Origin of the sequence: Neisseria canis (genome assembly GCF_900636765.1) — a bacterium.
GTDB classification, from domain to species: Bacteria; Pseudomonadota; Gammaproteobacteria; order Burkholderiales; family Neisseriaceae; genus Neisseria; species Neisseria canis.
The window spans coordinates 1,701,236-1,723,991 of sequence record NZ_LR134313.1 but is presented as its reverse complement, the minus strand read 5'-3'; the positions used below and the strand labels follow the sequence as shown (position 1 = coordinate 1,723,991).

At 47.0% G+C, this 22,756-nt stretch carries 20 protein-coding genes; 13 read left to right on the top strand and 7 right to left on the bottom strand.

The genetic code is table 11. The features are described 5' to 3' along the window. Positions 1 to 85 precede the first annotated feature (85 nt). The 3 genes from lipA to EL143_RS08070 all read right to left on the bottom strand — a co-directional run bounded on the left by lipA (position 86) and on the right by EL143_RS08070 (position 2,048). Entirely contained in the window at positions 86 to 1,060 is a 975-nt protein-coding gene (lipA, locus tag EL143_RS08080) for a lipoyl synthase (RefSeq protein ID WP_085415923.1), read from the bottom strand. Positions 1,061 to 1,170: 110 nt separating this feature from the next. Then, positions 1,171 to 1,776 carry a lipoyl(octanoyl) transferase LipB gene (gene lipB / locus EL143_RS08075; RefSeq protein ID WP_085415924.1) on the bottom strand — a complete coding sequence of 202 codons (606 nt, stop codon included), beginning with the start codon at positions 1,774 to 1,776 and terminating at the stop codon, positions 1,171 to 1,173. Between the two features lie 2 nt (positions 1,777 to 1,778). Then, a complete protein-coding gene (locus EL143_RS08070; protein WP_085415925.1) occupies positions 1,779 to 2,048 on the bottom strand; it encodes an HP0495 family protein in 270 nt (89 codons plus the stop codon). Positions 2,049 to 2,323: 275 nt separating this feature from the next. Between EL143_RS08070 and lon the strand changes: the two genes are divergently transcribed. The 3 genes from lon (at position 2,324) to EL143_RS08055 (ending at position 6,626) form a co-directional block, all read left to right on the top strand. Further along, positions 2,324 to 4,777 (top strand): endopeptidase La, encoded by a 2,454-nt coding sequence (gene lon / locus EL143_RS08065; protein WP_085415926.1) that lies wholly within the window; start codon positions 2,324 to 2,326, stop codon positions 4,775 to 4,777. A 216-nt stretch (positions 4,778 to 4,993) separates the two neighbouring features. Then, complete coding sequence (locus EL143_RS08060; protein ID WP_009116825.1) at positions 4,994 to 5,263, top strand: HU family DNA-binding protein; 270 nt, start codon at positions 4,994 to 4,996, stop codon at positions 5,261 to 5,263. 385 nt (positions 5,264 to 5,648) lie between these two features. Next, positions 5,649 to 6,626 carry an IS30 family transposase gene (locus EL143_RS08055; RefSeq protein ID WP_085415927.1) on the top strand — a complete coding sequence of 326 codons (978 nt, stop codon included), beginning with the start codon at positions 5,649 to 5,651 and terminating at the stop codon, positions 6,624 to 6,626. A gap of 129 nt (positions 6,627 to 6,755) precedes the next feature. On the opposite strand, the gene clpA is transcribed toward EL143_RS08055, so the two are convergent. Next, entirely contained in the window at positions 6,756 to 9,035 is a 2,280-nt protein-coding gene (gene clpA, locus EL143_RS08050) for an ATP-dependent Clp protease ATP-binding subunit ClpA (protein WP_085415928.1), read from the bottom strand. Continuing rightward, positions 9,036 to 9,350 (bottom strand): ATP-dependent Clp protease adapter ClpS, encoded by a 315-nt coding sequence (gene clpS / locus EL143_RS08045; RefSeq protein WP_085415929.1) that lies wholly within the window; start codon positions 9,348 to 9,350, stop codon positions 9,036 to 9,038. A 222-nt stretch (positions 9,351 to 9,572) separates the two neighbouring features. On the opposite strand from clpS, the gene EL143_RS08040 reads away from it, so the two are divergent. The 7 genes from EL143_RS08040 to EL143_RS08010 all read left to right on the top strand — a co-directional run bounded on the left by EL143_RS08040 (position 9,573) and on the right by EL143_RS08010 (position 15,193). Then, positions 9,573 to 9,776: a cold-shock protein gene (locus tag EL143_RS08040; protein ID WP_054618482.1), complete on the top strand. Its 204-nt coding sequence runs from the start codon at positions 9,573 to 9,575 to the stop codon at positions 9,774 to 9,776. Positions 9,777 to 9,882: 106 nt separating this feature from the next. Beyond that, positions 9,883 to 10,092 carry a hypothetical protein gene (locus tag EL143_RS08035; protein ID WP_085415930.1) on the top strand — a complete coding sequence of 70 codons (210 nt, stop codon included), beginning with the start codon at positions 9,883 to 9,885 and terminating at the stop codon, positions 10,090 to 10,092. Then, positions 10,064 to 10,303: a DUF1653 domain-containing protein gene (locus EL143_RS08030; RefSeq protein ID WP_085415931.1), complete on the top strand. Its 240-nt coding sequence runs from the start codon at positions 10,064 to 10,066 to the stop codon at positions 10,301 to 10,303. Before EL143_RS08035 ends, EL143_RS08030 begins: the two co-directional genes overlap by 29 nt. Before the next feature lie 57 nt (positions 10,304 to 10,360). Further along, complete coding sequence (gene smpB / locus EL143_RS08025) at positions 10,361 to 10,807, top strand: SsrA-binding protein SmpB (protein WP_085416002.1); 447 nt, start codon at positions 10,361 to 10,363, stop codon at positions 10,805 to 10,807. 203 nt (positions 10,808 to 11,010) lie between these two features. Then, the gene (locus EL143_RS08020) at positions 11,011 to 11,352 is read left to right on the top strand and encodes a LiaF transmembrane domain-containing protein (protein WP_085415932.1); all 342 of its coding nucleotides are present in this window, start codon (positions 11,011 to 11,013) and stop codon (positions 11,350 to 11,352) included. 101 nt (positions 11,353 to 11,453) lie between these two features. Next, positions 11,454 to 13,019 carry a glutamine-hydrolyzing GMP synthase gene (gene guaA / locus EL143_RS08015; RefSeq protein ID WP_085415933.1) on the top strand — a complete coding sequence of 522 codons (1,566 nt, stop codon included), beginning with the start codon at positions 11,454 to 11,456 and terminating at the stop codon, positions 13,017 to 13,019. 146 nt (positions 13,020 to 13,165) lie between these two features. Next, complete coding sequence (locus EL143_RS08010) at positions 13,166 to 15,193, top strand: tetratricopeptide repeat protein (protein ID WP_085415934.1); 2,028 nt, start codon at positions 13,166 to 13,168, stop codon at positions 15,191 to 15,193. Positions 15,194 to 15,258: 65 nt separating this feature from the next. Here the strand turns inward: EL143_RS08010 and EL143_RS08005 are convergent, their stop codons facing one another. Beyond that, positions 15,259 to 15,942: an exonuclease/endonuclease/phosphatase family protein gene (locus EL143_RS08005; RefSeq protein ID WP_232001262.1), complete on the bottom strand. Its 684-nt coding sequence runs from the start codon at positions 15,940 to 15,942 to the stop codon at positions 15,259 to 15,261. 432 nt (positions 15,943 to 16,374) lie between these two features. Here EL143_RS08005 and EL143_RS08000 point away from each other — a divergent pair, with 432 nt between their 5' ends. From EL143_RS08000 to EL143_RS07990, 3 genes are all read left to right on the top strand, one after another. Further along, positions 16,375 to 17,583 carry an ABC transporter permease gene (locus EL143_RS08000; RefSeq protein ID WP_085415935.1) on the top strand — a complete coding sequence of 403 codons (1,209 nt, stop codon included), beginning with the start codon at positions 16,375 to 16,377 and terminating at the stop codon, positions 17,581 to 17,583. Between the two features lie 161 nt (positions 17,584 to 17,744). Beyond that, entirely contained in the window at positions 17,745 to 19,088 is a 1,344-nt protein-coding gene (locus EL143_RS07995; RefSeq protein ID WP_085415936.1) for a sodium-dependent transporter, read from the top strand. A gap of 15 nt (positions 19,089 to 19,103) precedes the next feature. After that, a complete protein-coding gene (locus tag EL143_RS07990; RefSeq protein WP_085415937.1) occupies positions 19,104 to 20,270 on the top strand; it encodes an ABC transporter permease in 1,167 nt (388 codons plus the stop codon). A 145-nt stretch (positions 20,271 to 20,415) separates the two neighbouring features. Here EL143_RS07990 and nrdA read toward each other — a convergent pair whose 3' ends face one another. After that, positions 20,416 to 22,695 (bottom strand): class 1a ribonucleoside-diphosphate reductase subunit alpha, encoded by a 2,280-nt coding sequence (gene nrdA / locus EL143_RS07985; RefSeq protein WP_085415938.1) that lies wholly within the window; start codon positions 22,693 to 22,695, stop codon positions 20,416 to 20,418. Positions 22,696 to 22,756 lie beyond the last annotated feature (61 nt).

The window sequence follows — 22,756 nt, the reverse complement described above, 5'->3', positions numbered from 1 at the left end:
AAGCGATGTGTTTAATTACTTAAAGAATAGGCCTGTCTGAAAATTTCAGACAGGCCTATTCTTAGTTTGCCTAGATCATACTATTTTACGCTTCGTTTTTCCAAGCATGCTCTGCTTGTTCATCAGCGTGATAGCTTGACCTTACCATTGCACCGATTGCAGCATTGGTAAATCCCATGTCGTAAGCCTCTTTTTCAAATTCTTTAAACTGCTGGGGAGTTACATAACGCAGCACAGGCAAGTGGCCGTCGCTCGGTTGCAGGTATTGGCCTACGGTAATCATTTCGATATTGTGCGCCCTCATATCACGCATGATTTCACGCACTTCTTCATCCGTTTCTCCCAAACCGACCATAATGCCTGATTTCGTAGGAATATGCGGCATCATTTCTTTATAGCGGCGCAGCAATTCAAGAGAATGTTTATAGTCGGATCCCGGACGCGCCTGTTTATACAATCGTGGATGGGTTTCCAAATTGTGGTTCATCACATCCGGGGGTGTTTGTGCGAGAATTTGCAGTGCTATATCCAATCGCCCGCGAAAATCGGGTACTAGAATTTCAATTTTGGTATTCGGACTACGCTCGCGGATGGCTTGGATGCAATCGGCAAAATGCTGTGCTCCGCCATCACGCAAATCGTCTCTATCTACGGAAGTGATGACAACATAGCGCAAATTCATTGCTGCAACTGATTCGGCCAGATTTTTCGGTTCATCTGTATCCAGAGGATTTGGGCGGCCGTGTCCCACATCGCAAAACGGGCAGCGGCGCGTACAGATGTCGCCCATAATCATAAAAGTGGCCGTACCTTTACTGAAACATTCGCCGATATTGGGGCAACTTGCTTCCTCACATACTGTGTGCATTTTTTGGTCGCGAAGAATATTTTTAATTTCGAAAAATTTTTTATTATTTGGCAATTTAGCCCGAATCCATTCAGGCTTTTTGAGCTTTTGTTCCAAAGGTACAACTTTAATCGGGATACGGGCTGTTTTGGCTGCGCCTTTATGCTTTACACCTTGGGCATTATCAAGTTTGGCAGGTATTTCATTATTCATTTCAAGTATTCTTTCGCAATTCTCTTGAGGCTTTAATTATTAAATTTCAATTTATATCTTTAAATATTTGTGACATTAAATTTTCTTAGGGTAAAACATAAGGCGCCGCTTTAAATCGCCAGCTTTTCTTGCAAATTAATTGTCAGCTTCTCAGCCACCTCAGTCAGAGGAGGACAAGGCTTTACAAAATCGGCTATTTGCGTCATTTCCAATCCTGCGTAACCGCAAGGGTTGATATGGGTAAAAGGTTTCAAATCCATATTTACGTTCAATGCCAATCCGTGATAAACCGAACCGTTTTTAATTCTCAAACCCAGAGAAGCAATTTTTTTACTTTCAACATACACCCCCGGCCTTTTGGGTTCGGCATAAGCTGATATTCCGTAAGACGATAAAGTATCAATAATGCTGTTTTCCAAAGCGGTAACAATTCGGCGCACGCTTGTTTTACGGCGTTTGAAATCGATCATGGTATAAACAACCAATTGCCCGGGGCCGTGATAAGTAACCTGCCCGCCTCTGTCGATTTGCACAACGGGAATATCATCTTGGATTAACAAATGCTCGGGTTTCCCGGCCAAACCTTGCGTGAACACGGGCGGATGTTCCACTATCCACAGCTCGTCTTGCGTGCTTTCGGTGCGTGAATCATTAAATTTCTTCATTGCCTCAAAAGTAGGCAAATATTCAGCCTGCCCTAAGTGCACGATTTTCATATTTACAAAACCACTTTTACCATAGGATGTGAAGTTAGTGCGCGGTAAATATTATCCAGCTGCTCTTGATTTTCCACCAACACAGGCAGAGTCAGCCCCGTATAATTTCCGCTTGAGCTTTCACGGTACTGCAAATGCTCCTCACGAGCATCCGGCGCATGTTCATTTACGGCTTTGATAACTTCTGCCGGAAAATCAGGGTGTTTGGCACCCATAATTTTTAAAGGGAATTTACAAGGGAACTCAATCAGCGTTTTTTGTTCTTCAGACATATCTACTTTCCTAAATTTATTTTTTCAGACAGGCATTATATAGAGTCTGATTTACCATTATTCAAATTAAACTCACCACATTTTACTTTCTAAGCTATACTGAATGCCTGTCTGAAAACGGAAGCCTGTATTTTAACGCAAAAGCCTTTTTCAATCCATGCGCCTCAATACCCAAATCTCTATTGAAACAATACAGCCCGATCCCTTGAAAAACAAATTTACCGACCCAACTTCACGCTCATTCAAATCAGTTTTAAAGAAAGCAGAATTCAATTATGGCAAACAAACAACTTGAGGATTACGGCACTCTGCCGCTCCTACCGCTGCGTGACGTAGTGATTTATCCGCACATGGTGCTGCCGCTTTTCGTAGGCAGGCAAAAGTCCATCGCCGCGCTGGAAGCCGCAATGAAAAAGGATTCTCCTGTTTTTCTGCTTGCGCAGCGCGATCCGAACGATGAAGATCCTTCTGTTGGCAATCTCTACCAAATCGGCACGCTGGCCAATGTATTGCAAGTGCTCAAACTGCCGGACGGAACCGTTAAAGTTTTGGTAGAAGGCATCCGCCGTGCCCGTGCCGTTTCCATCGAGAGCGGAGAGGATTATTTTTCCGCCCAAGTCGAGCATATCGACGAAACAGAAACCGCAGCTGCGGACGCAGAAGCACTGCGCCGGGCAATATTGTCGCAATTCGACCAATTTACAAAATCCAATAAAAAAATTCCGGCTGAAATTGTCGGCACCATTCACAGCATTGAAGACAACGGCCGCTTGGTTGACACCATTGCTTCACATCTTCAACTGAAGCTGGAATTGCGCCAAATGATTTTGGAAAAAGCAGACGTTATCGAGCGCATGGAGTTTTTACTTGGCCAACTTGAAGCCGAATTGGATATTTTGCAGGTTGAAAAACGTATTCGCGGCCGTGTAAAACGCCAGATGGAAAAATCCCAACGCGAGTATTACCTCAATGAGCAAGTGAAAGCAATTCAAAAAGAGTTGGGCGAAGAAGACGAGCGCGGCGAACTGGAAGCTTTGCAAAACAAAATCAAAGCCGCCGGAATGAGCAAAGAAGCAGAAGACAAATGCCTGTCTGAACTCAAAAAACTCAAAATGATGCCGCCGATGTCGGCCGAATCAACGGTAGTCCGCAACTATATCGACACCCTTCTCGAATTGCCGTGGAAGAAGAAAACACGTGTTATCAAAGATATTGCCAAAGCCGATTCGGTTTTAAACGAAGACCACTACGGCTTGGAAAAAGTGAAAGAACGGATTCTTGAATATCTGGCCGTGCAAAAACGTACCGACAAGCTCAAAGGCCCTATTTTGTGTTTGGTAGGCCCTCCCGGGGTCGGTAAAACCTCGCTTGGCGAATCGATTGCTAAAGCTACCGGCCGTAAATATGTGCGTATGGCTTTGGGCGGCGTGCGCGATGAAAGCGAAATCCGCGGCCACCGTCGCACCTATATCGGCTCAATGCCCGGCAAAATCATTCAAAATATGATTAAAGCAGAAGTTAAAAATCCGCTTTTCCTACTGGATGAAATCGACAAGCTCGGTAATGATTTCCGTGGCGATCCGGCCAGTGCTTTATTGGAAGTGCTTGATCCGGAACAAAACAATTCATTTGCCGATCACTTCGTTGAAGTGGATTTCGACTTAAGCGACGTGATGTTCATTGCCACTTCCAACAGCCTGAACATTCCGCCTGCCCTGCTCGACCGTATGGAAATCATCCGTCTCTCCGGCTATACCGAAGATGAAAAAATCAATATTGCCATGCAGTATCTGATTCCTAAACAGATGAAACGTAACGGTGTTAAAGAAGGCGAAGTGGAAATCAAAGACAGTGCCGTGCGCGATATTGTCCGCTACTATACGCGCGAAGCAGGTGTGCGCTCGCTTGACCGCGAGATTGCCAAAATCTGCCGCAAAGTGGTTATGAGCGTGCAGTTGAAAGAAGACGCCCAAAAAACCAAAACACGTAAAATCAAGCCTAAAACCATCGTAGTCAGCAATAAAAACCTGCATGATTATTTAGGTGTGCGCCGCTTCGATTACGGCGTGGCGGAAAGTGAAAACCGCATCGGACAAGTAACAGGTTTGGCCTGGACGGAAGTAGGCGGCGAATTGCTGACCATCGAAGCCGCTGTGATGAAAGGTAAAGGCAATATCGTACGTACCGGCAAACTCGGCGATGTGATGCAAGAATCCATTTCCGCTGCTTGGACGGTAGTTCGCTCACGCGCTGAAGCACTTGGCATTGCGCCTGATTTCTACGAGAAAAACGATGTGCATGTTCACGTTCCCGAAGGTGCCACACCAAAGGACGGACCGAGTGCAGGTATTGCCATGACTTTGGCGATAGTGTCGGCTTTTACCGGCATTCCTGTGCGTGCCGACGTTGCCATGACAGGTGAAATTACCTTGCGCGGCGAAGTGTTGCCGATTGGCGGCTTGAAAGAAAAACTTCTGGCAGCCTTGCGCGGCGGTATCCAACATGTCTTGATTCCTCACGGAAACGTTAAAGACTTGGAAGAAATCCCGCAAAATGTGAAAGAGGGTTTGAAAATCCATCCGGTAAAATGGATAGACGAAGTATTGGCTCTGGGCTTGGAACGCCAGCCTGAAAGTGGTGTTACTTCCCCCGTTGAACCGATTGAAGCGCCTGCTTTATCTAAAACAAGGCGCCGCACCAAGTCAAGCACGAAAGCGACGCAACATTAAAAAAAGTAAAATGTGTTGTAAAGGTCTGATGTAAACGGTTAAAACCGCCGACAAGCCTTACCATTCGTACCTTTTTGCTTGACACCTGCTTTTTATACTTGCTATAAAGGCGCAAATGCAAGAAAACCGTATCTTTCATTAACGCGCTACATTCTCAGCAGATAACCAACCGCTTGAGGGTTTCATAAATTTACAACGATAGAAAGGGACTTAACTGTGAACAAGTCTGAATTGATCGAAGCAATTGCTCAAGAAGCTGATATTTCTAAAGCCGCCGCAACCAAAGCTTTGGACGGTATGATGAATGCTGTAACCAATGCATTGAAAAAAGGCGATACTGTAACTTTGGTAGGTTTTGGTACTTTCTACGTTGGCGAACGCGCTGAACGTCAAGGCCGCAACCCCAAAACTGGTGAGCCTTTGACTATTGCTGCAGCGAAAACCCCGAAATTCCGTGCAGGCAAAGCTTTGAAAGATGCGCTGTAATATCAGTTAAAGTAACATCAATCAGGCAGGTACATACGGTACATACCCGCCTGATTTTTTCAGAAACTAATTTATATTGGCTAATATTACAGCAAAACCACAGTGGTTCTAGCTATATTGAATTTAAAACACCGCTCGCATTACTTCAAGAATAAAGGAAAATTTTCCGGTCAATTTCATTGCGTTTTCCTCAATACGCAGCACGCCTTTCCTTATTATAGAAATTCCAAAGGTTAATGCTGTTAACAGCTCCTATCATGATTGCTGATAACCGCATTAACTCATAAACAATGCCTGGCGGATTCGGATTTGAAGTGCAACTTTCCATAACAGAAAAAGGCCGGTATGCGGTAGCATACGGCCTTTCCTGCAAGAAAGATTGCATATAAACTACACACAACTGACCCAAGACGAACGATACCGCATCCGATACCTATCCCGCCACCACACCGTCACCGAAATCGCCAAACTGCTTAACCGCCACAAAAGCACCATAAGCCGCGAAATCAGACGGCACAGTACACAGAAAAAGCCATACAACGCCGAAAAAGCCCAACAGCAAAGCCGGCTTACCAAACAGCGTAAGCGAAAACCCTATAAGCTCCATTCCCGGCTGATTCAACACATCGACACCCTCATCCGACTCAAACTCAGTCCCGAACAAGTGTGCGCCTATCTGTACAAGCACCACCAAATCACGCTCCACCACAGCACCGTTTACCGCTATCTGCGTCAAGACAAAAGCAACGGCGGCACTTGGTGGCAGCATCTCAGAATAGCCTGCAAATCCTACCGTAAACGCTACGGCAGTACATGGAGCAGAGGCAAAGTACCCGACCGCGTCGGCATTGAAAACCGACCCGCCATCGTCGACCAAAAATCCCGTATAGGCGACTGGGAAGCCGACACCGTCGTCGGCAAAGATCAGAAAAGCGCATTACTGACCTTGGTCGAGCGGGTTACCCGCTACACCATCATCTGCAAATTGAAGAACTTCAAAGCCAAAGACACCGCCCGCGCAGTCATCAGGGTATTGAAGGCGCATAAAAACAGGGTACACACCCTGACCATGGATAACGGCAAAGAATTCTACCGACACATCCGAATAGCCCAAGCATTGGAGGCAGAAACCTATTTTTGCCGCCCCTACCGTTCTTGGGAGAAAGGGCTGAATGAAAATACCAACGGACTCATCCGCCAATATTTCCCCAAACAAACCGATTTCCGCAACATCAGCCATCGGGAGATACGCAGGGTTCAAGATGAACTGAACCATAGGCCAAGAAAAACACTTGGCTATGAAACGCCAAGTGTTTTATTCTTGAATCTGTTCCAACCTCTACTGCCTGAGTGTTGCACTTGAAATTCGAATCTAAGCCTGTCTGAAAGTTTTCAGACAGGCATTTATTAACAAATCAACTTATTTTTATCCTGATTTCATCATACACAAACCTAACGCAAATTTAAGATGGTTGGCTTATTCAGTCAAACACTAAACATCAGCCGTCGCTGTTTGTTTCTGCCCGACCTTGTCAAACTTCAACATAACTGCTTCTTTTTTATTATTCCAATCTATTCTCACGAAACCACCGTCGGCCAGCTTACCGAACAACAATTCATCAGCCAACACTTTACGGATTTTGTCTTGAATCAACCGGTGCATAGGCCGTGCGCCCATTTGCGGATCAAAACCTTTCTCTGCCAGATAGTTGCGTAAACCTTGCGTGAATTCTGCCTCCACTTTTTTATCAAGCAGCTGTTTTTCCAATTGCAGCAGAAATTTATCTACCACTTTTGCAATAATCGGCTCGCTCAACGGCGCAAAAGGAATCACTGCATCAATACGGTTGCGGAATTCCGGCGTAAACGTCTTATTGATGGCCACCATCTCGTCACCGCGTTCCCGTTGATTGGTAAAGCCCAAAGTAGGACGTCTAAGGCTTTCCGCACCCGCATTGGTGGTCATGATAATAATCACATTACGGAAATCGGCGCTTTTTCCATTATTATCGGTTAATTTACCGTAATCCATCACCTGGAGCAGCACATTGAATATATCAGGATGTGCTTTTTCAATTTCATCGAGCAGCAAAACACAATAAGGCTGTTTGTTCACAGCTTCTGTAAGCAAACCGCCCTGCTCGAAGCCTACATATCCGGGCGGAGAACCAATCAGACGTGATACAGCGTGCCGTTCCATATATTCCGACATATCAAACCGTTGCAGCGGCACACCAAGCGAAAATGCCAATTGCTTGGCAACTTCTGTTTTCCCGACTCCTGTCGGCCCTGAAAATAAAAAACTGCCGATGGGTTTGTCGGGTTGTCCCAAGCCCGAGCGGGACATTTTTACTGCGGCCACCAAGGCATCAATGGCTTTTTCCTGGCCGAACACCATATTTTTCAAATCACGCGCCAAATATTGCAGCACCTGTTTGTCATCATGAGAAACTGTTTTTTCAGGAATTCGTGCAACTTTGGCAATCACAGCTTCGATTTGGGCTTTTCCAATGACTTTTTTCTGCTTGGATTTAGGCAAGATCCGTTGTGCGGCACCGGCCTCATCAACCACATCGATTGCCTTGTCAGGTAAAAAACGTTCGTTGATATAACGGGCAGATAATTCGGCAGCAGCCTCCAATGCCCCGTGCGTGTACCGAACTTGGTGGAAATCTTCAAACATAGGCTTTAACCCACGCAGAATCTGCACGGTTTCTTCAACCGACGGTTCCACTACGTCAATTTTTTGAAAACGTCGGCTTAAAGCATGATCTTTATCGAAAATTGTCCGATATTCATCGTAAGTGGTGGCACCGATACAGCGTAGCTGCCCTTTAGCCAAAGCTGGCTTGAGCAGATTTGAAGCATCCATCGTTCCGCCCGATGTGCTGCCTGCTCCGATAATGGTATGGATTTCATCAATAAACAATATTGCATTCGGAATATCAGCCAACGCTTTCAACACTGCTTTCACCCGGGCCTCAAAGTCGCCACGGTATTTCGTACCGGCCAGCAGCGCGCCCATATCCAAAGTAAAAACCACAGCATCCTTCAAAGTTTCAGGAATGTGATGGTTCACAATCTGGTGTGCCAAACCTTCCGCCAACGCTGTTTTGCCCACTCCGGCTTCGCCCACCAACAACGGATTGTTTTTTCTACGCCGACACAAAACCTGCACCAGGCGCTCCATTTCATGTTTTCTACCGATTAAAGGGTCTATCCTTCCTGCACGCACTTCAGCATTTAAATTGACCGTATAGCTGCCCAAAGCATCTTTACCTTTTTCATCTGAATCTGTATTTTCGCCCACAGAGCGGTAATCCGCTCCGTCTGTATGGCTTTCGCCATGTGCAAGATAGTTGAGGATTTCGTAGCGGCCGATTGATTGCAGGCTTAGAAAATATACAGCCGGACACTCCTTTTCACCCATCAAAGCCACCAATATGTCCATAGGCAACACCTCATGCTTATCTGCGGATTGGGCATGTATGATGGCGCGCTGTAAAACACGTTGGAAACCGATAGTGGGCTGGGTTTCTATCTGTCCTATAGCATCTTGGGGCAGCATCGGTGTATTTTCCACCACGGAATTCATCAGCTGGCTGCTCAAAATCTGCAAATCCGCACCGAGGGCTTTTAGCAGGTTATGCACATCATCCGATTGCTCGATTAAAATCAGCAACAGATGTTCCAAACTGATAAGCTCATAGCCGCGCGCTCTGGCATCGGCATAGATGTATTGCAAAATACGTTCTAATTCGGCTGAAATCACTTATATCTCCTCTACGCTGCATTTTAGCGGGCAACCTTCCTGCTTTGCCCGCTCCGTTACCTGATATTGCTTGGTTTCCGCAATATCACGCGTATAAATACCACACAAACCTTTACCTTCGTGATGTACCAACAACATCACCGCTACTGCACGTTCGTGCGTCAGTGCGAATACTTCGCGTAAAACCTCTACCACAAAGTCCATTGTGGTGTAATCGTCGTTCAGAAGGTACACTCCATATTTTTTCGGCGGCCGTGTTCGTGCCTGATTACCCAGCGTGGCACTATCTGCATCATTACGGTTTTTTTGACTCATAATATCCCGTTTTCTGTTGTATTTTTTCCCATTTTAATAAATTTTTATCTTTTTCCAAAACATTACTTGACGCACATGCTTTACACAGGTAAAAAGACATCAAGCAGAGCTCGGCATCAATAAAAATAATAGCTTTTGGAGAGATCGATGGCTTTTAGTTTTACAGCGTTGCCTGATTTTGCTTTCATTTGTTAATTTTTTTGTTATAGGAAGTAGTATTACATGGCAACCGGTACTGTTAAATGGTTTAACGACGCTAAAGGTTTTGGTTTCATCACTCCCGATGAGGGCGGCGAAGATTTGTTTGCGCATTTCTCAGCCATCAACATGGAAGGCTTCAAGACTTTGAAAGAAGGTCAAAAAGTTTCTTTCGATGTAACTTCAGGCCCCAAAGGTAAACAAGCTGCTAATATTCAAGCCGCTTAATTAATATTGGGTTGGATGGATTCCAATCAAACAGATATGGCAGGTTTTTTTTAAACCTGCCATTAATTTATCATTTTTAACTTACTGCCCATAAGACCGGATAATCATGAACACTTACGAAACCGCGCTCAAACAACTTGACGAAATCATTGCCCACCTTAGAAGCAACCAGTCTGCCTATTGTTCGGAAGCTGAAGAGCAGGATTCTCAGGCATTGCGCTTTAAAACGCTCAAGCGTGTTCTCTCACCCAACGACCAAGCCACCATCGACAAAATCGCCGCATATCATGCAAAACACGTTACCCGACAAGCCTGATATTCCTGCCGGCATCTACCGCCATTATAAAGGCAACCTCTACGAAGTGCAGGCGCTGGCGCGGCATTCGGAAACAGAAGAATGGCTGGTGGTTTACCGCGCTCTTTACGGAGAATACGGCCTTTGGGTTCGCCCTGCTGCCATGTTTACCGAAAAAGTCGAGCATCAAGGCCATACCGTCAGCCGTTTTACATTAATCCAAGCAACCTGATTTTTCAGACAGGCATATGCTACAATGCCTGTCTGAATGTATTTTAAAGCTTATGCCATGAGTATTGCCAACAACAGAAAAGCGTTTCACGATTATTTTATCGAAGACCAAATCCAAGCCGGTTTGGTGTTGGACGGCTGGGAAGTCAAGGCCATACGGGCCGGCCGCGTACAATTGAAAGAAAGCTATATCCATTGGAAAAAAGATGCGTTTTATTTGGTAGGCTGCCACATCACCGCCCTGCCTACCGCATCCACCCATGTAAAGCCCGACCCCGTACGCCAGCGCAAACTGCTGCTCAAGCAATCGGAAATCAACAAGCTAATCGGCAAAACCGAGCGCGCCGGCTACACGATTGTTCCTTTAAACCTGCATTATCACCGCGGCTATATCAAAATGGATATCGGTTTGGCGAAAGGTAAAAAGCAACACGACAAACGCCAAAGCATGAAAGAAGCCGACTGGAAGCGCGAAAAACAACGCCTGATGAAAAACGAACGTTAAATCCAAACGGTAAAACCAAGCCGCCGAATCCGGCGGCATTCGTTTATTCCATAAGCCTGTTCCAATTGTGTTGCATATTAGATATGCAATTTGGCAGCAAACCGTAAAAACACGCAAGAGCATTTTATCCGGTCTTTTCAGACAGGCCTTACGCCCCAATAATGCGCCTATCCGAATCCCTACGTTTAGCAAGGAGCTACGACATGCCCCGCCGTTCCCTCTTTTTGCCGCTGTTTCTGATTATTACAGGAGCCGTTTGGTTTTTAAAAACCACCGACATTTTGCCGGCCACCGCAACGCTGATTTCCGCCGCCTTAGCCGTGGCCGGTGTAGCAGTGCTGGTTATGGACGGCATCAACAAGCAGTCCATCGTCGCCGGCCCCATCTTGATTTATATCGGCGCCGCGGTTTACGTCAAAAGCCAATATTTTTTGGATTACGCCCCGCTTATCGCCTTAGGCATGATTATTTTAGGCTGCTTGTTGCTGCTTTCACGCAGCAACATCATTCCTTACAAACACGAGCGCCTGCAAAGGCTGGACTAATATTTCCGCCCATCAAATGCCTGTCTGAAACCGTTCAGACAGGCATTTTCTATGCTAAAATCCAGCCCCAAATCCTCCTTAAATTTTACAAACAATCCATCATGACCCAAGACAAAATCCTCATACTCGATTTCGGCTCCCAAGTTACCCAGCTCATCGCCCGCCGCGTGCGCGAAGCCCATGTTTATTGCGAACTGCACTCTTACGATATGCCTTTGGAAGACATTAAAGCCTTCAATCCCAAAGGCATTATTCTTTCAGGCGGCCCCAATTCCGTTTACAACTCCGACTATCAGGCCGACACCGGCATCTTCGAGCTGGGCATTCCTGTACTCGGTATCTGCTACGGCATGCAGTTTATGGCGCATCATCTCGGCGGCGAAGTTTCCCCCGGCGACCAACGCGAATTCGGTTACGCCCAAGTCAAAACCATCGACAGCGAACTGACCCGCGGCCTTTCAGACGGCCAGCCCAACACGCTCGACGTGTGGATGAGCCACGGCGACAAAGTATCCAAACTGCCCGAAGGCTTCTGCATCATCGGCGATACCCCCAGCTGCCCCGTTGCCATGATGGAGCACGCCGAAAAACAATTCTACGGCATCCAATTCCACCCCGAAGTGACCCACACCAAACAAGGCCGCGCCTTGCTCAACCGTTTCGTGCTCGACATCTGCCGCGCACAACCCAGCTGGACGATGCCCAACTACATCGATGAAGCCGTGGCCAAAATCCGCGAGCAAGTAGGCAGCGACGAAGTGATTCTCGGCTTATCCGGCGGTGTAGATTCTTCCGTAGCCGCCGCGTTGATCCACCGCGCCATCGGCGACCAACTCACCTGCGTGTTCGTTGACCACGGCCTCCTGCGACTGAACGAAGGCCAAATGGTGATGGACATGTTCGCCCGCAACTTGGGCGTCAACGTGATTCACGTTGATGCCACCGACGACTTCATGGGCAAACTCGCCGGCATTACCGACCCCGAACAGAAACGCAAAATCATCGGCGCCGAATTCGTAGAAGTGTTCCAAACCGAAGCCGGCAAGCGCCAAAACGCCAAATGGCTGGCACAAGGCACGATTTACCCCGACGTGATCGAAAGTGCCGGTGCCAAAACCAAAAAAGCCCATGCTATCAAGAGCCACCACAACGTCGGCGGCCTGCCCGAAACCCTCAACCTGAAGCTGCTCGAACCGCTGCGCGACCTGTTTAAAGACGAAGTGCGCGAACTCGGCGTAGCCCTCGGCCTGCCGCGCGAAATGGTGTATCGCCACCCCTTCCCCGGCCCCGGCTTGGGCGTGCGCATTCTCGGCGAAGTGAAAAAAGAATACGCCGACCTCCTGCGCCGTGCCGACGATATTTTCATCCAAGAGCTGCGCAATACCTTCGATGAAAACGGCACTTCATGGTATGACCTCACCAGCCAAGCCTTTGCCGTGTTCCTGCCGGTAAAATCTGTCGGCGTCATGGGTGACGGCCGCACTTACGAATATGTGGTTGCGTTGCGCGCTGTCGTAACCAGCGACTTCATGACCGCACATTGGGCCGAACTGCCTTATTCGCTGCTGGGCAAAGTGTCCAACCGCATCATCAACGAAGTGCGCGGCATCAACCGCGTGGTGTACGACGTGAGCGGCAAACCGCCTGCCACGATTGAGTGGGAATAATTGTTTAGATTATTTCAGATAATAAAAAGCCCTGAGTGTTCAGGGCTTTTTATTACATATTCATTGAGAAATCCTAACCATGATTTTTCCAAATATAATGTTATAGTTTTACCTTTAAACATTTTCTACTAAGCGGAAAACTAATAATGACTGAAAATGAAATCAATCAATTAAAACAACTTGCAGAGCAAGGTGATGTAGAAGCCCAATTCAATTTAGGCACGTGCTATCGCAAAGGTTTAGGTGTAGAGCAGAGCGACAACAAGGCAGCGGAGTGGTACGGAAAGGCGGCGGAACAAGGTCATGTAGAAGCCCAATTCAATTTAGGTGGGCTCTATCACCAAGGTTTAGGTGTAGAGCAGAGCGACAGCAAGGCAGCGGAGTGGTACGGAAAGGCGGCGGAACAAGATGATGCACAAGCCCAATTCAATTTAGGTGTGTGCTACGACCAAGGTTTAGGTGTAGAGCAGAATGACAGCAAGGCAGCGGAGTGGTACGGAAAAGCTGCGGAACAAGATGATGCACAAGCCCAATTCAATTTAGGTGTGTACTATCACCAAGGTTTAGGTGTAGAGCAGAGTGACAGCAAGGCAGCGGAGTGGTACGGAAAAGCGGCGGAACAAGGTCATGCAAAAGCCCAATTCAATTTAGGCACGTGCTATCGCAAAGGTTTAGGTGTTGAGCAGAGTGACAGCAAGGCAACGGAGTGGTACGAAAAGGCGGCGGAACAAGGTGATGTAAAAGCCCAATTCAATTTAGGTGTGTACTATCACCAAGGTTTAGGTGTAGAGCAGAGTGACAGCAAGGCAGCGGAGTGGTATAGAAAAGCAGCAGAACAAAATAATACTTCAGTAAATAATGCTTTTGAATTGATGATACGTAAAGATATAACTATGCTTCTTCAATCTCCCACAAGTAACCAATTGAATAAATTCATAATTATTGCAGAAAAATATCAGGATATTATTAATAAACTTAATGTTCCTTCAAAATTCATATTGAAGCAGATTTTAGATATATATGCGGTTATTAAAGATGGGCAACAGACTAACATTAAGACCAATATAATTGCTCTATGGGGTCTTATATATCAAATTATCGATACTTTACATATTAAATTTTCCTCGGATGGTGATGAACAAAAAGTAGCTCATTATATTAATAAAAATTGGGCACTCACTTTATTGAAAGGTAAGCAGGCTTTGCGTTTGATTCCTTTGCAATTTATGAACGACCCCACCGAAGGCAAACTGTTGACTGAAATTTTAAATAACCGTGCTGCTATTACTAATGCCGGGTATAGAGAACAAGAGGATTTTTGTTTTATTAAAAGTTTTTCTTTTAATTTCAATTCACTAAACCAATTCCGTTTGTATGGAAAAAGTGACAATATTGAAGCCAGCGGCTTAAGCTTGGTTTTTAAGCAAGATTATTTCCTTAAACAGGTAGAAAATTACAGATTCTCTGAAGCATTGATAAGCCAGCCTGAATCTAAGGATGTTGATGCTAAAAGTATGGGAGAGAAAAAAGAAGAAAGTGAATTGTTAGAATCTCGACATTCTGAAGGTATCGAAAATGAACAAACAAAACCAAAGCTTGGGAAACTGCCGCTTTATCGATGTATTTATTTAGAGCCTGAATCGTTATGTGAAAAAGACACTAAAAAATGGATTATCGGTGTTGCCCATACAGATCAATCCAGTTTTATGTTGGGAACTGGAAAAACTTCAGTTGAATATCAAAATTATTTAAAAGAGATTAATACAATCACAGCAAATATCACTCAATATTTTGAAGACCTGTCTGCTTGTTATGGTAAGTTGATGAAATCATTAAAACCTGTGGGCGCAAATAGTGAAGAAAAAATAAAAATACTGAAAGTAGTGGACGATATTATTTTGCCTTTATCGTTTTTAATCAAACACTATGCTTTTAAAGAAGAGCAGGAGTGCCGCTGTTTTTACGTTTCGCCATTGAATGCCGAAGTCGTTCAAGTAGAAGAAGATAAAGAACATGTTTTCGTCGAAATGGAAAATATTGTAGATGAATTGCAGGAAATTTATTTAGGCATCAAAGCAGTTGATAGCAAAGTGTATATTGAAAAAGTGATTCAAGATAATTTCAAATTGGAGGATAAACCTAAGGTTTATGTATCAAACAATCCGTTTAAATAACTGATGCAGCAAGAGGGCTGTCTGAAACTTTCAGACAGCCCTCTTAACTTTCAGCTTGTTTTAAACTATTTCAACCTATCCAAATAAGCATCGCTATCATCAATCCCCAACTCAATCCACATCGGCAGGTGATCGCTCATGCGGTAGGTGCGCCAGTCTTTGAAGCTGCGGCCGGGTTTGGTTTCACGCTCTTTGGCATAGACGGCTTCGTCTTCCAGGCGGTAAACGTGTTCGAAGAAGTCGAATACGCCTGCTCGTCCGGTGGGCTTGAGTTTGGCAAGCTGTTTGTAGTAGGCGATTTGGTCGTAGTGGCGGTTTTTGGCGACGTTGGAGCCGGGGATGGTTTTGAGTTCTTCGGGAACGACGAATCCGGCTTCGGTAATCGCCTGCATGGTAACGTCGCTGCGGTTGAAGATGTTGAAGTCGCCGAGCATGATGAGGTTGTCGGGTTTTACTTCTGTGCCGGGCCGGTATTGCGGTGCGCCGGAGAGTTTGGCGGCGTGCTTGGCGATGGTTCGGCTGAATGATTTGATTTCGTCGAATCGGCGCGGATCGACGGCCACGCCTTTGCCGTAGTAGATGTGTACGGTGGCGAGGGTGAGGTAGGCCCAGCCTGCTTTGAAACCTGCCACATAGGGTGAACGGGCGAGTTGTAAAGGCTCCTGTTCGGCGTTTTTGTCTTTGGGCAGTACGAGTTCGGCGGCCAAGCCAGTGAAGCTGACTTTGCGACGGTCATAAAGATAGGCCATGCGCTCGGAGTTGCAGGCCTTCGATGGTGCGGTGGCGGGTGGCGGCATCTTGAATGTGTTTGAGTCCGGCGTAGTATGTCATCAATCCTCCTTCGGCGGCTGGGCTGCATAAAACTAAAAGGAAATCAAAACAGCTATAATGAATAAAACCAGTAAACTGGCTATCTTTTTTCAGACAGGCATATGCAAATGCCTGTCTGAAACATATTGCATAAAATCGAACTGCTTATCTTTGATTTTCTGCAATATAATTGCAGCTTATCAATTTAAAATCCATACGGTGTATCTTTGCGTCTAATCTGGGAAGCTTTCAACCGATGGATATATTCACAATTAAATTGATTCTCCATCATGGCCGCTTCTATATTGAATTGAAATTGAATTGAATATTTTCAGACAGGCATGTATGCCTGTCTGAAAAAGCAAAACCATATGAATAAACTGATTGAAATTTTTTGGCAGAGCGCGCGTTTGGAGTGGCGCTATCTCAGCCGCGAAGGCTGGGAGCTTGCTTTGCTGCTGTGGCTGCCGCTGGCCAGCGTGTTGCTGGTTTGGTGGATATTCGGCAGCGCCACCATTACCGGTCTGCCTATCGGTGTATTGGACAAAGACCATAGCGCCCTGTCGCGCCAAGTGGTGCGCTATCTCGACAGCGCGCCTGCTTTGAAAGTGGCCCAAACCTATACCGACGAACGCGCTGCGCAACAGGGCTTGGACAAAATAGATGTGTACGGCGTGGTGGTGATTCCGGATGATTTTTCGCGTCAAATCAAGCAGGGCAAGGCCTCGCCGCTGATTTTGCAGCTTAACGGGCAGTTCGGTTCGTTTTCCGGTGTGTTGGTGCGCGATGTGCAGGCCGTGGCGGGCACGCTCTCGGCAGGGGTGGAAATGAAAGCGCTCAATAAGCGCGGTGCGTCGCCGCAGCAGGCGGAAAACACGTTCAGCCCGATACGCACGAGCACTTCCGCGCTCTTTAATATTTCCACCGACTACCAGCAGTTTTTGGCAACCACGCTGATTCCGGGGCTGCTGCATATTTTGGCGATGACGGCGGGTGCGGTGGCTTTCGGGCGGGAAATACGCGATAAAAGCCTGCATGACTGGCTGAACAAAGCCGGCTGCCGCCTGAAACGCCAACGTGTGCGGTTTGGTGATGCTTTGTCGGCTTTGTGCGGCAAGCTGTTGTGGCCGACGCTGGCTTTTACCGTGTGGAACGGAATGTTGCTGTGGCTGCTGGCGCAAACGCACGATGTGGTGCCGCTTTCATGGCTGGCCACTTATCTGGGGTTGTGTTTGATGATGCTGGTGTCGCTGTGGCTGGGCGTGATTGTTACGGCTCTGCCGATGTCGCTCCGCATGGGCTTGTCGAGCACGGGCTTTATCACCGCGCCGGCTTTTGCGTTTTCGGGCATTGCGTTCCCCCGAATCGCCATGCCGCAGTGGGCGCAGAATTGGTCGGACTTGCTGCCGCTCACGCATTATTTAGAATTGCAGCAAGGATTATTGGAAATGGGCGTGCCGTGGCAATGGGCGGCACAGCCTTTATTGTGGTCGGCGCTGGCTGCCTCGCTTCTGATGCTGGCAGCCTCCAAGCTGGCGCAGCGCGCCTACCGTTTGCCGGAGCGCTGGGGCGCAAGGTAATGCATATTGCGCGGCGGCTTTTATTGATGCCTGTCTGAAACATCGGCCTGCATGAATATTTTTCAGACAGGCATTGCCGGAGCGGCGGCAAACGGTGCTACAATCCCGCCCTCACGGCAAGGTGAATGTTTGTTTTTAAACTGAAATAACTTTTTCAAACTATGTCTAAATCAACACATTGGTCATCCAAAATCGGCTTTATCCTCTCCGCCGCAGGCTCCGCAATCGGGCTGGGCGCCATTTGGAAATTTCCTTACACCGCAGGCACCAACGGCGGCGCGGTATTTTTTGTGCTGTTTTTGGTGTTTACCATTTTAATCGGCCTGCCGATTTTACTAGCCGAATTTTATATCGGCAGAAAATCGGGTAAAAATGCCATTGATGCGTTCAAAACATTAGCACCCGGTACGCCCTGGCATTGGGTCGGCCGCATGGGCGTGTTGGCTTGTTTCATATTATTGTCGTTTTACAGCGTAGTGGGCGGCTGGGTGCTGGCTTATGTGGTGCACGCATTTCGCGGCGCCATTACTGCGCAAACCGACTTTGAAGCGCTCTTCCAACATACCATCAGCGACCCTTTCTCCGCCATCGGCTATCAGGCTTTGTTCATGTTGCTCACGGTTTCCGTGGTAAAAGGCGGCATTGCACAAGGCATCGAAAAAGCCAACCGTTGGCTGATGCCGATTTTGTTTATTATGTTTCTGCTGCTGGCTGCCCGATCGCTGACCTTGCCGGGTGCGATGGCCGGAGTATCGTTTTTTCTGAAGCCCGATTTCGGTGCGGTTAATGCTTCATCCGTGCTTACCGCACTGGGGCAGGCGTTTTTTGCTTTGAGCTTAGGCGTGTCGGCCATGATTACTTATGCCGCCTATCTTGACGACAATCAGGATTTGTTCCGCTCGTCAAACAGCGTGATGTGGCTGAACATGTTGGTTTCTTTGCTTGCCGGCTTGGTGATTTTCCCGGCCGTGTTCGCTTTCGGCTTCAAGCCCGATGCGGGGCCTGGGCTGATTTTTATCGTGTTGCCTGCCGTGTTCCAGCAAATTCCGTTCGGCAGCATTTTATTCGCCGTCTTTATGCTGCTGGTATCCTTTGCCACCCTGACATCGGCATTCGCCATGCTTGAAACCGTGTTGGCCGCAACCACCCACAATCGTGAACACAAACGCCGGAAAACCGCATGGTTGCTCGGCCTTGCCATTATGATTGTGGGCATTCCCTCTGCTTTGTCGTTCGGAATACTGTCGAAATATACCGTGTTCGGCAAAACCGTTTTTGATTTGTGGGATTATTTGATCACCTCATGGATGATGCCGATAGGCGCTTTGTGCATCGCCTTGTTTACCGCTTGGGTGCAAAACCGCAACCATGTGCTGCAACATATGCAGCAAGGCTCTTCCATGCCACCTTTCATAGGCTCGGTTTGGCATGCCGCATTACGCTATCTCGCTCCGCTGGCGATTTTGCTGGTGTTTGCCAACACACTCGGCTGGATCAAGCTCTAAAAACTGCAGCTGCTTATGCAACAAAAAACCTTTACCAACGCATTTATCGACACCATCCGCAACATCTTTTCCGATAAAGGTGTGTTGCTGATGCTGGTAATTGCGCCTGTGCTTTATGGTTTTTTCTATCCGTGGCCATACAGCACACAGGCGGCCCGCCGGATTCCCGCAGCAATCGTTGATTACGACAAAAGCACCCTTTCACAACGCATTATCCGCATGGCCGAAGCCAGCCCCCGCTTGCAGATTCAAATGCTGCCCAGCGAACATGATGCAAAAATGGCTTTGTGGAAAGGCAAAATCGGCGGCTATATGGTGCTGCCCTCCGGTTTGAAAAACGACGTGATGATGCAGCGCCCTGCTCGCACCAGCGTGCTGGCAAACGGCAGCTACCTTTTGGTCAGCAAAGAAATTCAGACAGGCTTTGCCGAAGTAATCGGCACGGTTTCCGCAGGCATCCAAATCAAACGCCTGCAAGCCGGCGGCATGACTTCCAAACAAGCCTATGCCGCACAAAACCCGATACCGTTTGTGATGCAGGTTCAATATAACCCCACTCAGGGTTACGGCAATTATGTTGTGCCCGGAGTGGCAGTTTTGATTGTGCAGCAGCTTTTGATGATGGGCTCCGCCTTGCTGGTGGGTACTTGGCGCGAACAAAAACGCCAATACGCCACCATGCGCGCATGGGCGGGCAGGATTTTCGCGCTTTCGGTGATGGGCTGGCTGATGTCGCTGTTTTATTTCGGTTGGGTGTTTTATATTCAAGATTATGCGCGCGGTCAAAATATCGGCGGGATGCTGGCTTTTACCCTGCTCTTCGCACCCACCGTTGCCACACTCGGCTGCTTGTTCGGCTTATGGTTCCAAAAGCGCGAGCGCTCTTTACAGCTCCTGATGTTTACCTCGATCCCCATGTTTTTCCTCAGCGGCTACGCTTGGCCCGCCGAATCACTACCGCTGCCCCTGCAATGGCTGCGTTGGCTGATTCCAAGTACATCCGGCATCCAAGCTTCGGTGCGCTTTAACCAAGTCGGCACACCGTTCACCGACGGCGCATATTTATTATTGATTTTGCTCGGGTTATTAATCGGCTATTTATTGGTTTTATTGTGGTATGTGAAATATAGTGAAGCAGCCGAAGCCGACAACGAAACAGATATAAATGGTGAGAATCTTTAAATTTATCACTCTAAGTCAAATTGAAAACAGCAGCTTCAAAGCTGAAAATGCCTGTCTGAAAAATATTCAGACAGGCATTTATATTGTGCCGGCTTAAATAACGGGGCAGACGGGAACCTACCCTATTTATCACAACCACTTCGGATTAAATCTTACAAGCTCCACCTGCACAACCATCATCTTGCAAATCCACTTGCGTGTCATCTGCACCATCACGGGTATTATGATAATACAATGTTTTTAAACCGTATTTATAGGCTGTTAACAAGTCTTTGAGCATTTGTTTCATCGGCACACGCCCGCCTTCGAAACGCTGCGGATCATAGCTGGTATTGGCGGAAATAGCTTGGTCGACAAATTTCTGCATAATTCCCACGAGCTTGATATAGCCGTCATTATTTTTCATCTGCCACAACAATTCATAGTCATTTTTTAAACGCTGAAATTCAGGCACAACCTGTTTCAAAATGCCATCTTTAGAAGCTTTTATCGAAACCAGTCCCCGCGGAGGCTCGATACCGTTGGTTGCATTTGCTATTTGGCTGGAAGTTTCCGACGGCATTAATGCAGTTAGGGTAGAATTTCGCAAACCATATTGCATAATTTCAGAACGCAGCGCCTCCCAGTCTAAATGCAAAGGTTCTTGGCAAATAGCATCCAAGTCTTTTTTATAGGTGTCAATCGGCAGCTTGCCTTGAGCGTAAGTCGTTTCTTTAAACAACGGACATGCGCCGTATTCCTTAGCCAAAGCTACCGAGGCTTTCAACAAATAATACTGGATTGCTTCAAATGTCTTATGTGTCAGGCCAATCGCAGAATCATCGCTGTATCTCACACCGTTTTTAGCCAAGTAATACGCATAATTGATTACCCCTATACCCAAAGTACGGCGGTTCATTGTCGCATTGTAAGCAGCTTTCACCGGATAATCCTGATAATCAAGCAAAGCATCTAAGGCACGCACGGCCAAATCGGCCAAGCTTTCCAACTCATCCAAGCTTTCCAAAGCGCCTAAATTAAATGCAGACAATGTGCACAAAGCAATTTCGCCGTTTTCATCGTTGATATCGTTCAACGGTTTGGTCGGCAATGCGATTTCCAAGCACAAGTTAGACTGGCGGACGGGTGCTACTTTAGGGTCGAACGGGCTGTGCGTATTGCAATGGTCGACGTTTTGAATATAAATACGGCCGGTGCTCGCGCGCTCCTGCATCAGCAGAGAGAACAAATCGGTTGCAGGAATAATGCGTTTGCGGATGCTTTCATCTTGCTCGTATTGCGTATAAAGCCGCTCGAATTCATCTTGATCTTCAAAGAAAGCGTCATACAGCCCAGGAACTTCATGTGGCGAAAATAAAGCAATATTTCCACCCTTAATTAACCGCGTATAAAGCAAACGGTTAATCTGAACCCCATAATCAAGATGGCGCACGCGGTTATCTTCTACGCCGCGGTTATTCTTTAAAACCAACAGACTTTCTACTTCAATATGCCAAAGCGGGTAAAACAGCGTCGCCGCTCCGCCGCGCACACCGCCTTGCGAACACGACTTTACGGCAGCCTGAAACATTTTAAAGAACGGAATACAGCCTGTATGCTGAGCCTCACCGCCACGAATCGCGCTGCCCAAGCCACGGATACGGCCGGCATTAATGCCGATGCCTGCACGTTGGGAAACATATTTAACAATTGAGCTGGTGGTGGCATTAATGCTGTCCAAACTGTCGTCACATTCAATCAACACACACGAGCTGAATTGGCGTGTCGGCGTGCGCACGCCACTCATAATCGGTGTTGGTAAAGAAATTTTAAACTGGCTGGTGGCATCATAAAAGCGCTTAACATAACCCAAGCGGCTTTCTTTAGGATATTTGGCAAATAGACACATCGCCACCAAAATATACAGGAATTGGGGCGTTTCATAGATTTCCCGCGTTACCCTGTTTTGTACGAGATATTTGCCTTCAAGCTGCTTCACTGCGGCGTATGAGAAAGTCATATCCCGCTCATGATCTATATAGTCTTCCAGCTCGTTAAACTCTGCTTCCGTGTAATCTTCCAGAAGATGTTTATCGTATTTGCCTTCTGACACTAATTTTGAAACATGGGTAAAAAGATGCGGCGGCTCATATTGACCGTAAGCAATTTTCCGCAAATGGAAAATTGCCAAACGTGCAGCCAAATATTGATAGTCGGGAGATTCTTCCGAAATCAAATCCGCTGCTGCTTTGATAATGGTTTCATGAATATCGTCGGTGCGTATTCCATTATAGAACTGGATATGCGATTTCAATTCAACCTGAGAGACAGAAACATTATCCAAACCTTCGGCCGCCCATGTAATCACACGGTGGATTTTGTCTAAATTCAGTTCTTCTAAGCGGCCATCGCGCTTAGTTACTTTCAGGTTCCTTGCTGCATTCATCAGTTCATCCTAGATCACTTTAGATTTCATTTTCGATAGATACAATTTTTTTCGACAATAT

Bases quoted from the DNA above. Each gene is read 5' to 3' on its own strand.
- lipA (WP_085415923.1), bottom strand. From the start codon at position 1,060: ATGAATAATGAAATACCTGCCAAACTTGATAATGCCCAAGGTGTAAAG.
- lipB (WP_085415924.1), bottom strand. From the start codon at position 1,776: ATGAAAATCGTGCACTTAGGGCAGGCTGAATATTTGCCTACTTTTGAG.
- EL143_RS08070 (WP_085415925.1), bottom strand. From the start codon at position 2,048: ATGTCTGAAGAACAAAAAACGCTGATTGAGTTCCCTTGTAAATTCCCT.
- lon (WP_085415926.1), top strand. From the start codon at position 2,324: ATGGCAAACAAACAACTTGAGGATTACGGCACTCTGCCGCTCCTACCG.
- clpS (WP_085415929.1), bottom strand. From the start codon at position 9,350: ATGAGTCAAAAAAACCGTAATGATGCAGATAGTGCCACGCTGGGTAAT.
- EL143_RS08040 (WP_054618482.1), top strand. From the start codon at position 9,573: ATGGCAACCGGTACTGTTAAATGGTTTAACGACGCTAAAGGTTTTGGT.
- EL143_RS08035 (WP_085415930.1), top strand. From the start codon at position 9,883: ATGAACACTTACGAAACCGCGCTCAAACAACTTGACGAAATCATTGCC.
- EL143_RS08030 (WP_085415931.1), top strand. From the start codon at position 10,064: ATGCAAAACACGTTACCCGACAAGCCTGATATTCCTGCCGGCATCTAC.
- smpB (WP_085416002.1), top strand. From the start codon at position 10,361: ATGAGTATTGCCAACAACAGAAAAGCGTTTCACGATTATTTTATCGAA.
- EL143_RS08020 (WP_085415932.1), top strand. From the start codon at position 11,011: ATGCCCCGCCGTTCCCTCTTTTTGCCGCTGTTTCTGATTATTACAGGA.
- guaA (WP_085415933.1), top strand. From the start codon at position 11,454: ATGACCCAAGACAAAATCCTCATACTCGATTTCGGCTCCCAAGTTACC.
- EL143_RS08010 (WP_085415934.1), top strand. From the start codon at position 13,166: ATGACTGAAAATGAAATCAATCAATTAAAACAACTTGCAGAGCAAGGT.
- EL143_RS08005 (WP_232001262.1), bottom strand. From the start codon at position 15,942: ATGGCCTATCTTTATGACCGTCGCAAAGTCAGCTTCACTGGCTTGGCC.
- EL143_RS08000 (WP_085415935.1), top strand. From the start codon at position 16,375: ATGAATAAACTGATTGAAATTTTTTGGCAGAGCGCGCGTTTGGAGTGG.
- EL143_RS07995 (WP_085415936.1), top strand. From the start codon at position 17,745: ATGTCTAAATCAACACATTGGTCATCCAAAATCGGCTTTATCCTCTCC.
- EL143_RS07990 (WP_085415937.1), top strand. From the start codon at position 19,104: ATGCAACAAAAAACCTTTACCAACGCATTTATCGACACCATCCGCAAC.
- nrdA (WP_085415938.1), bottom strand. From the start codon at position 22,695: ATGAATGCAGCAAGGAACCTGAAAGTAACTAAGCGCGATGGCCGCTTA.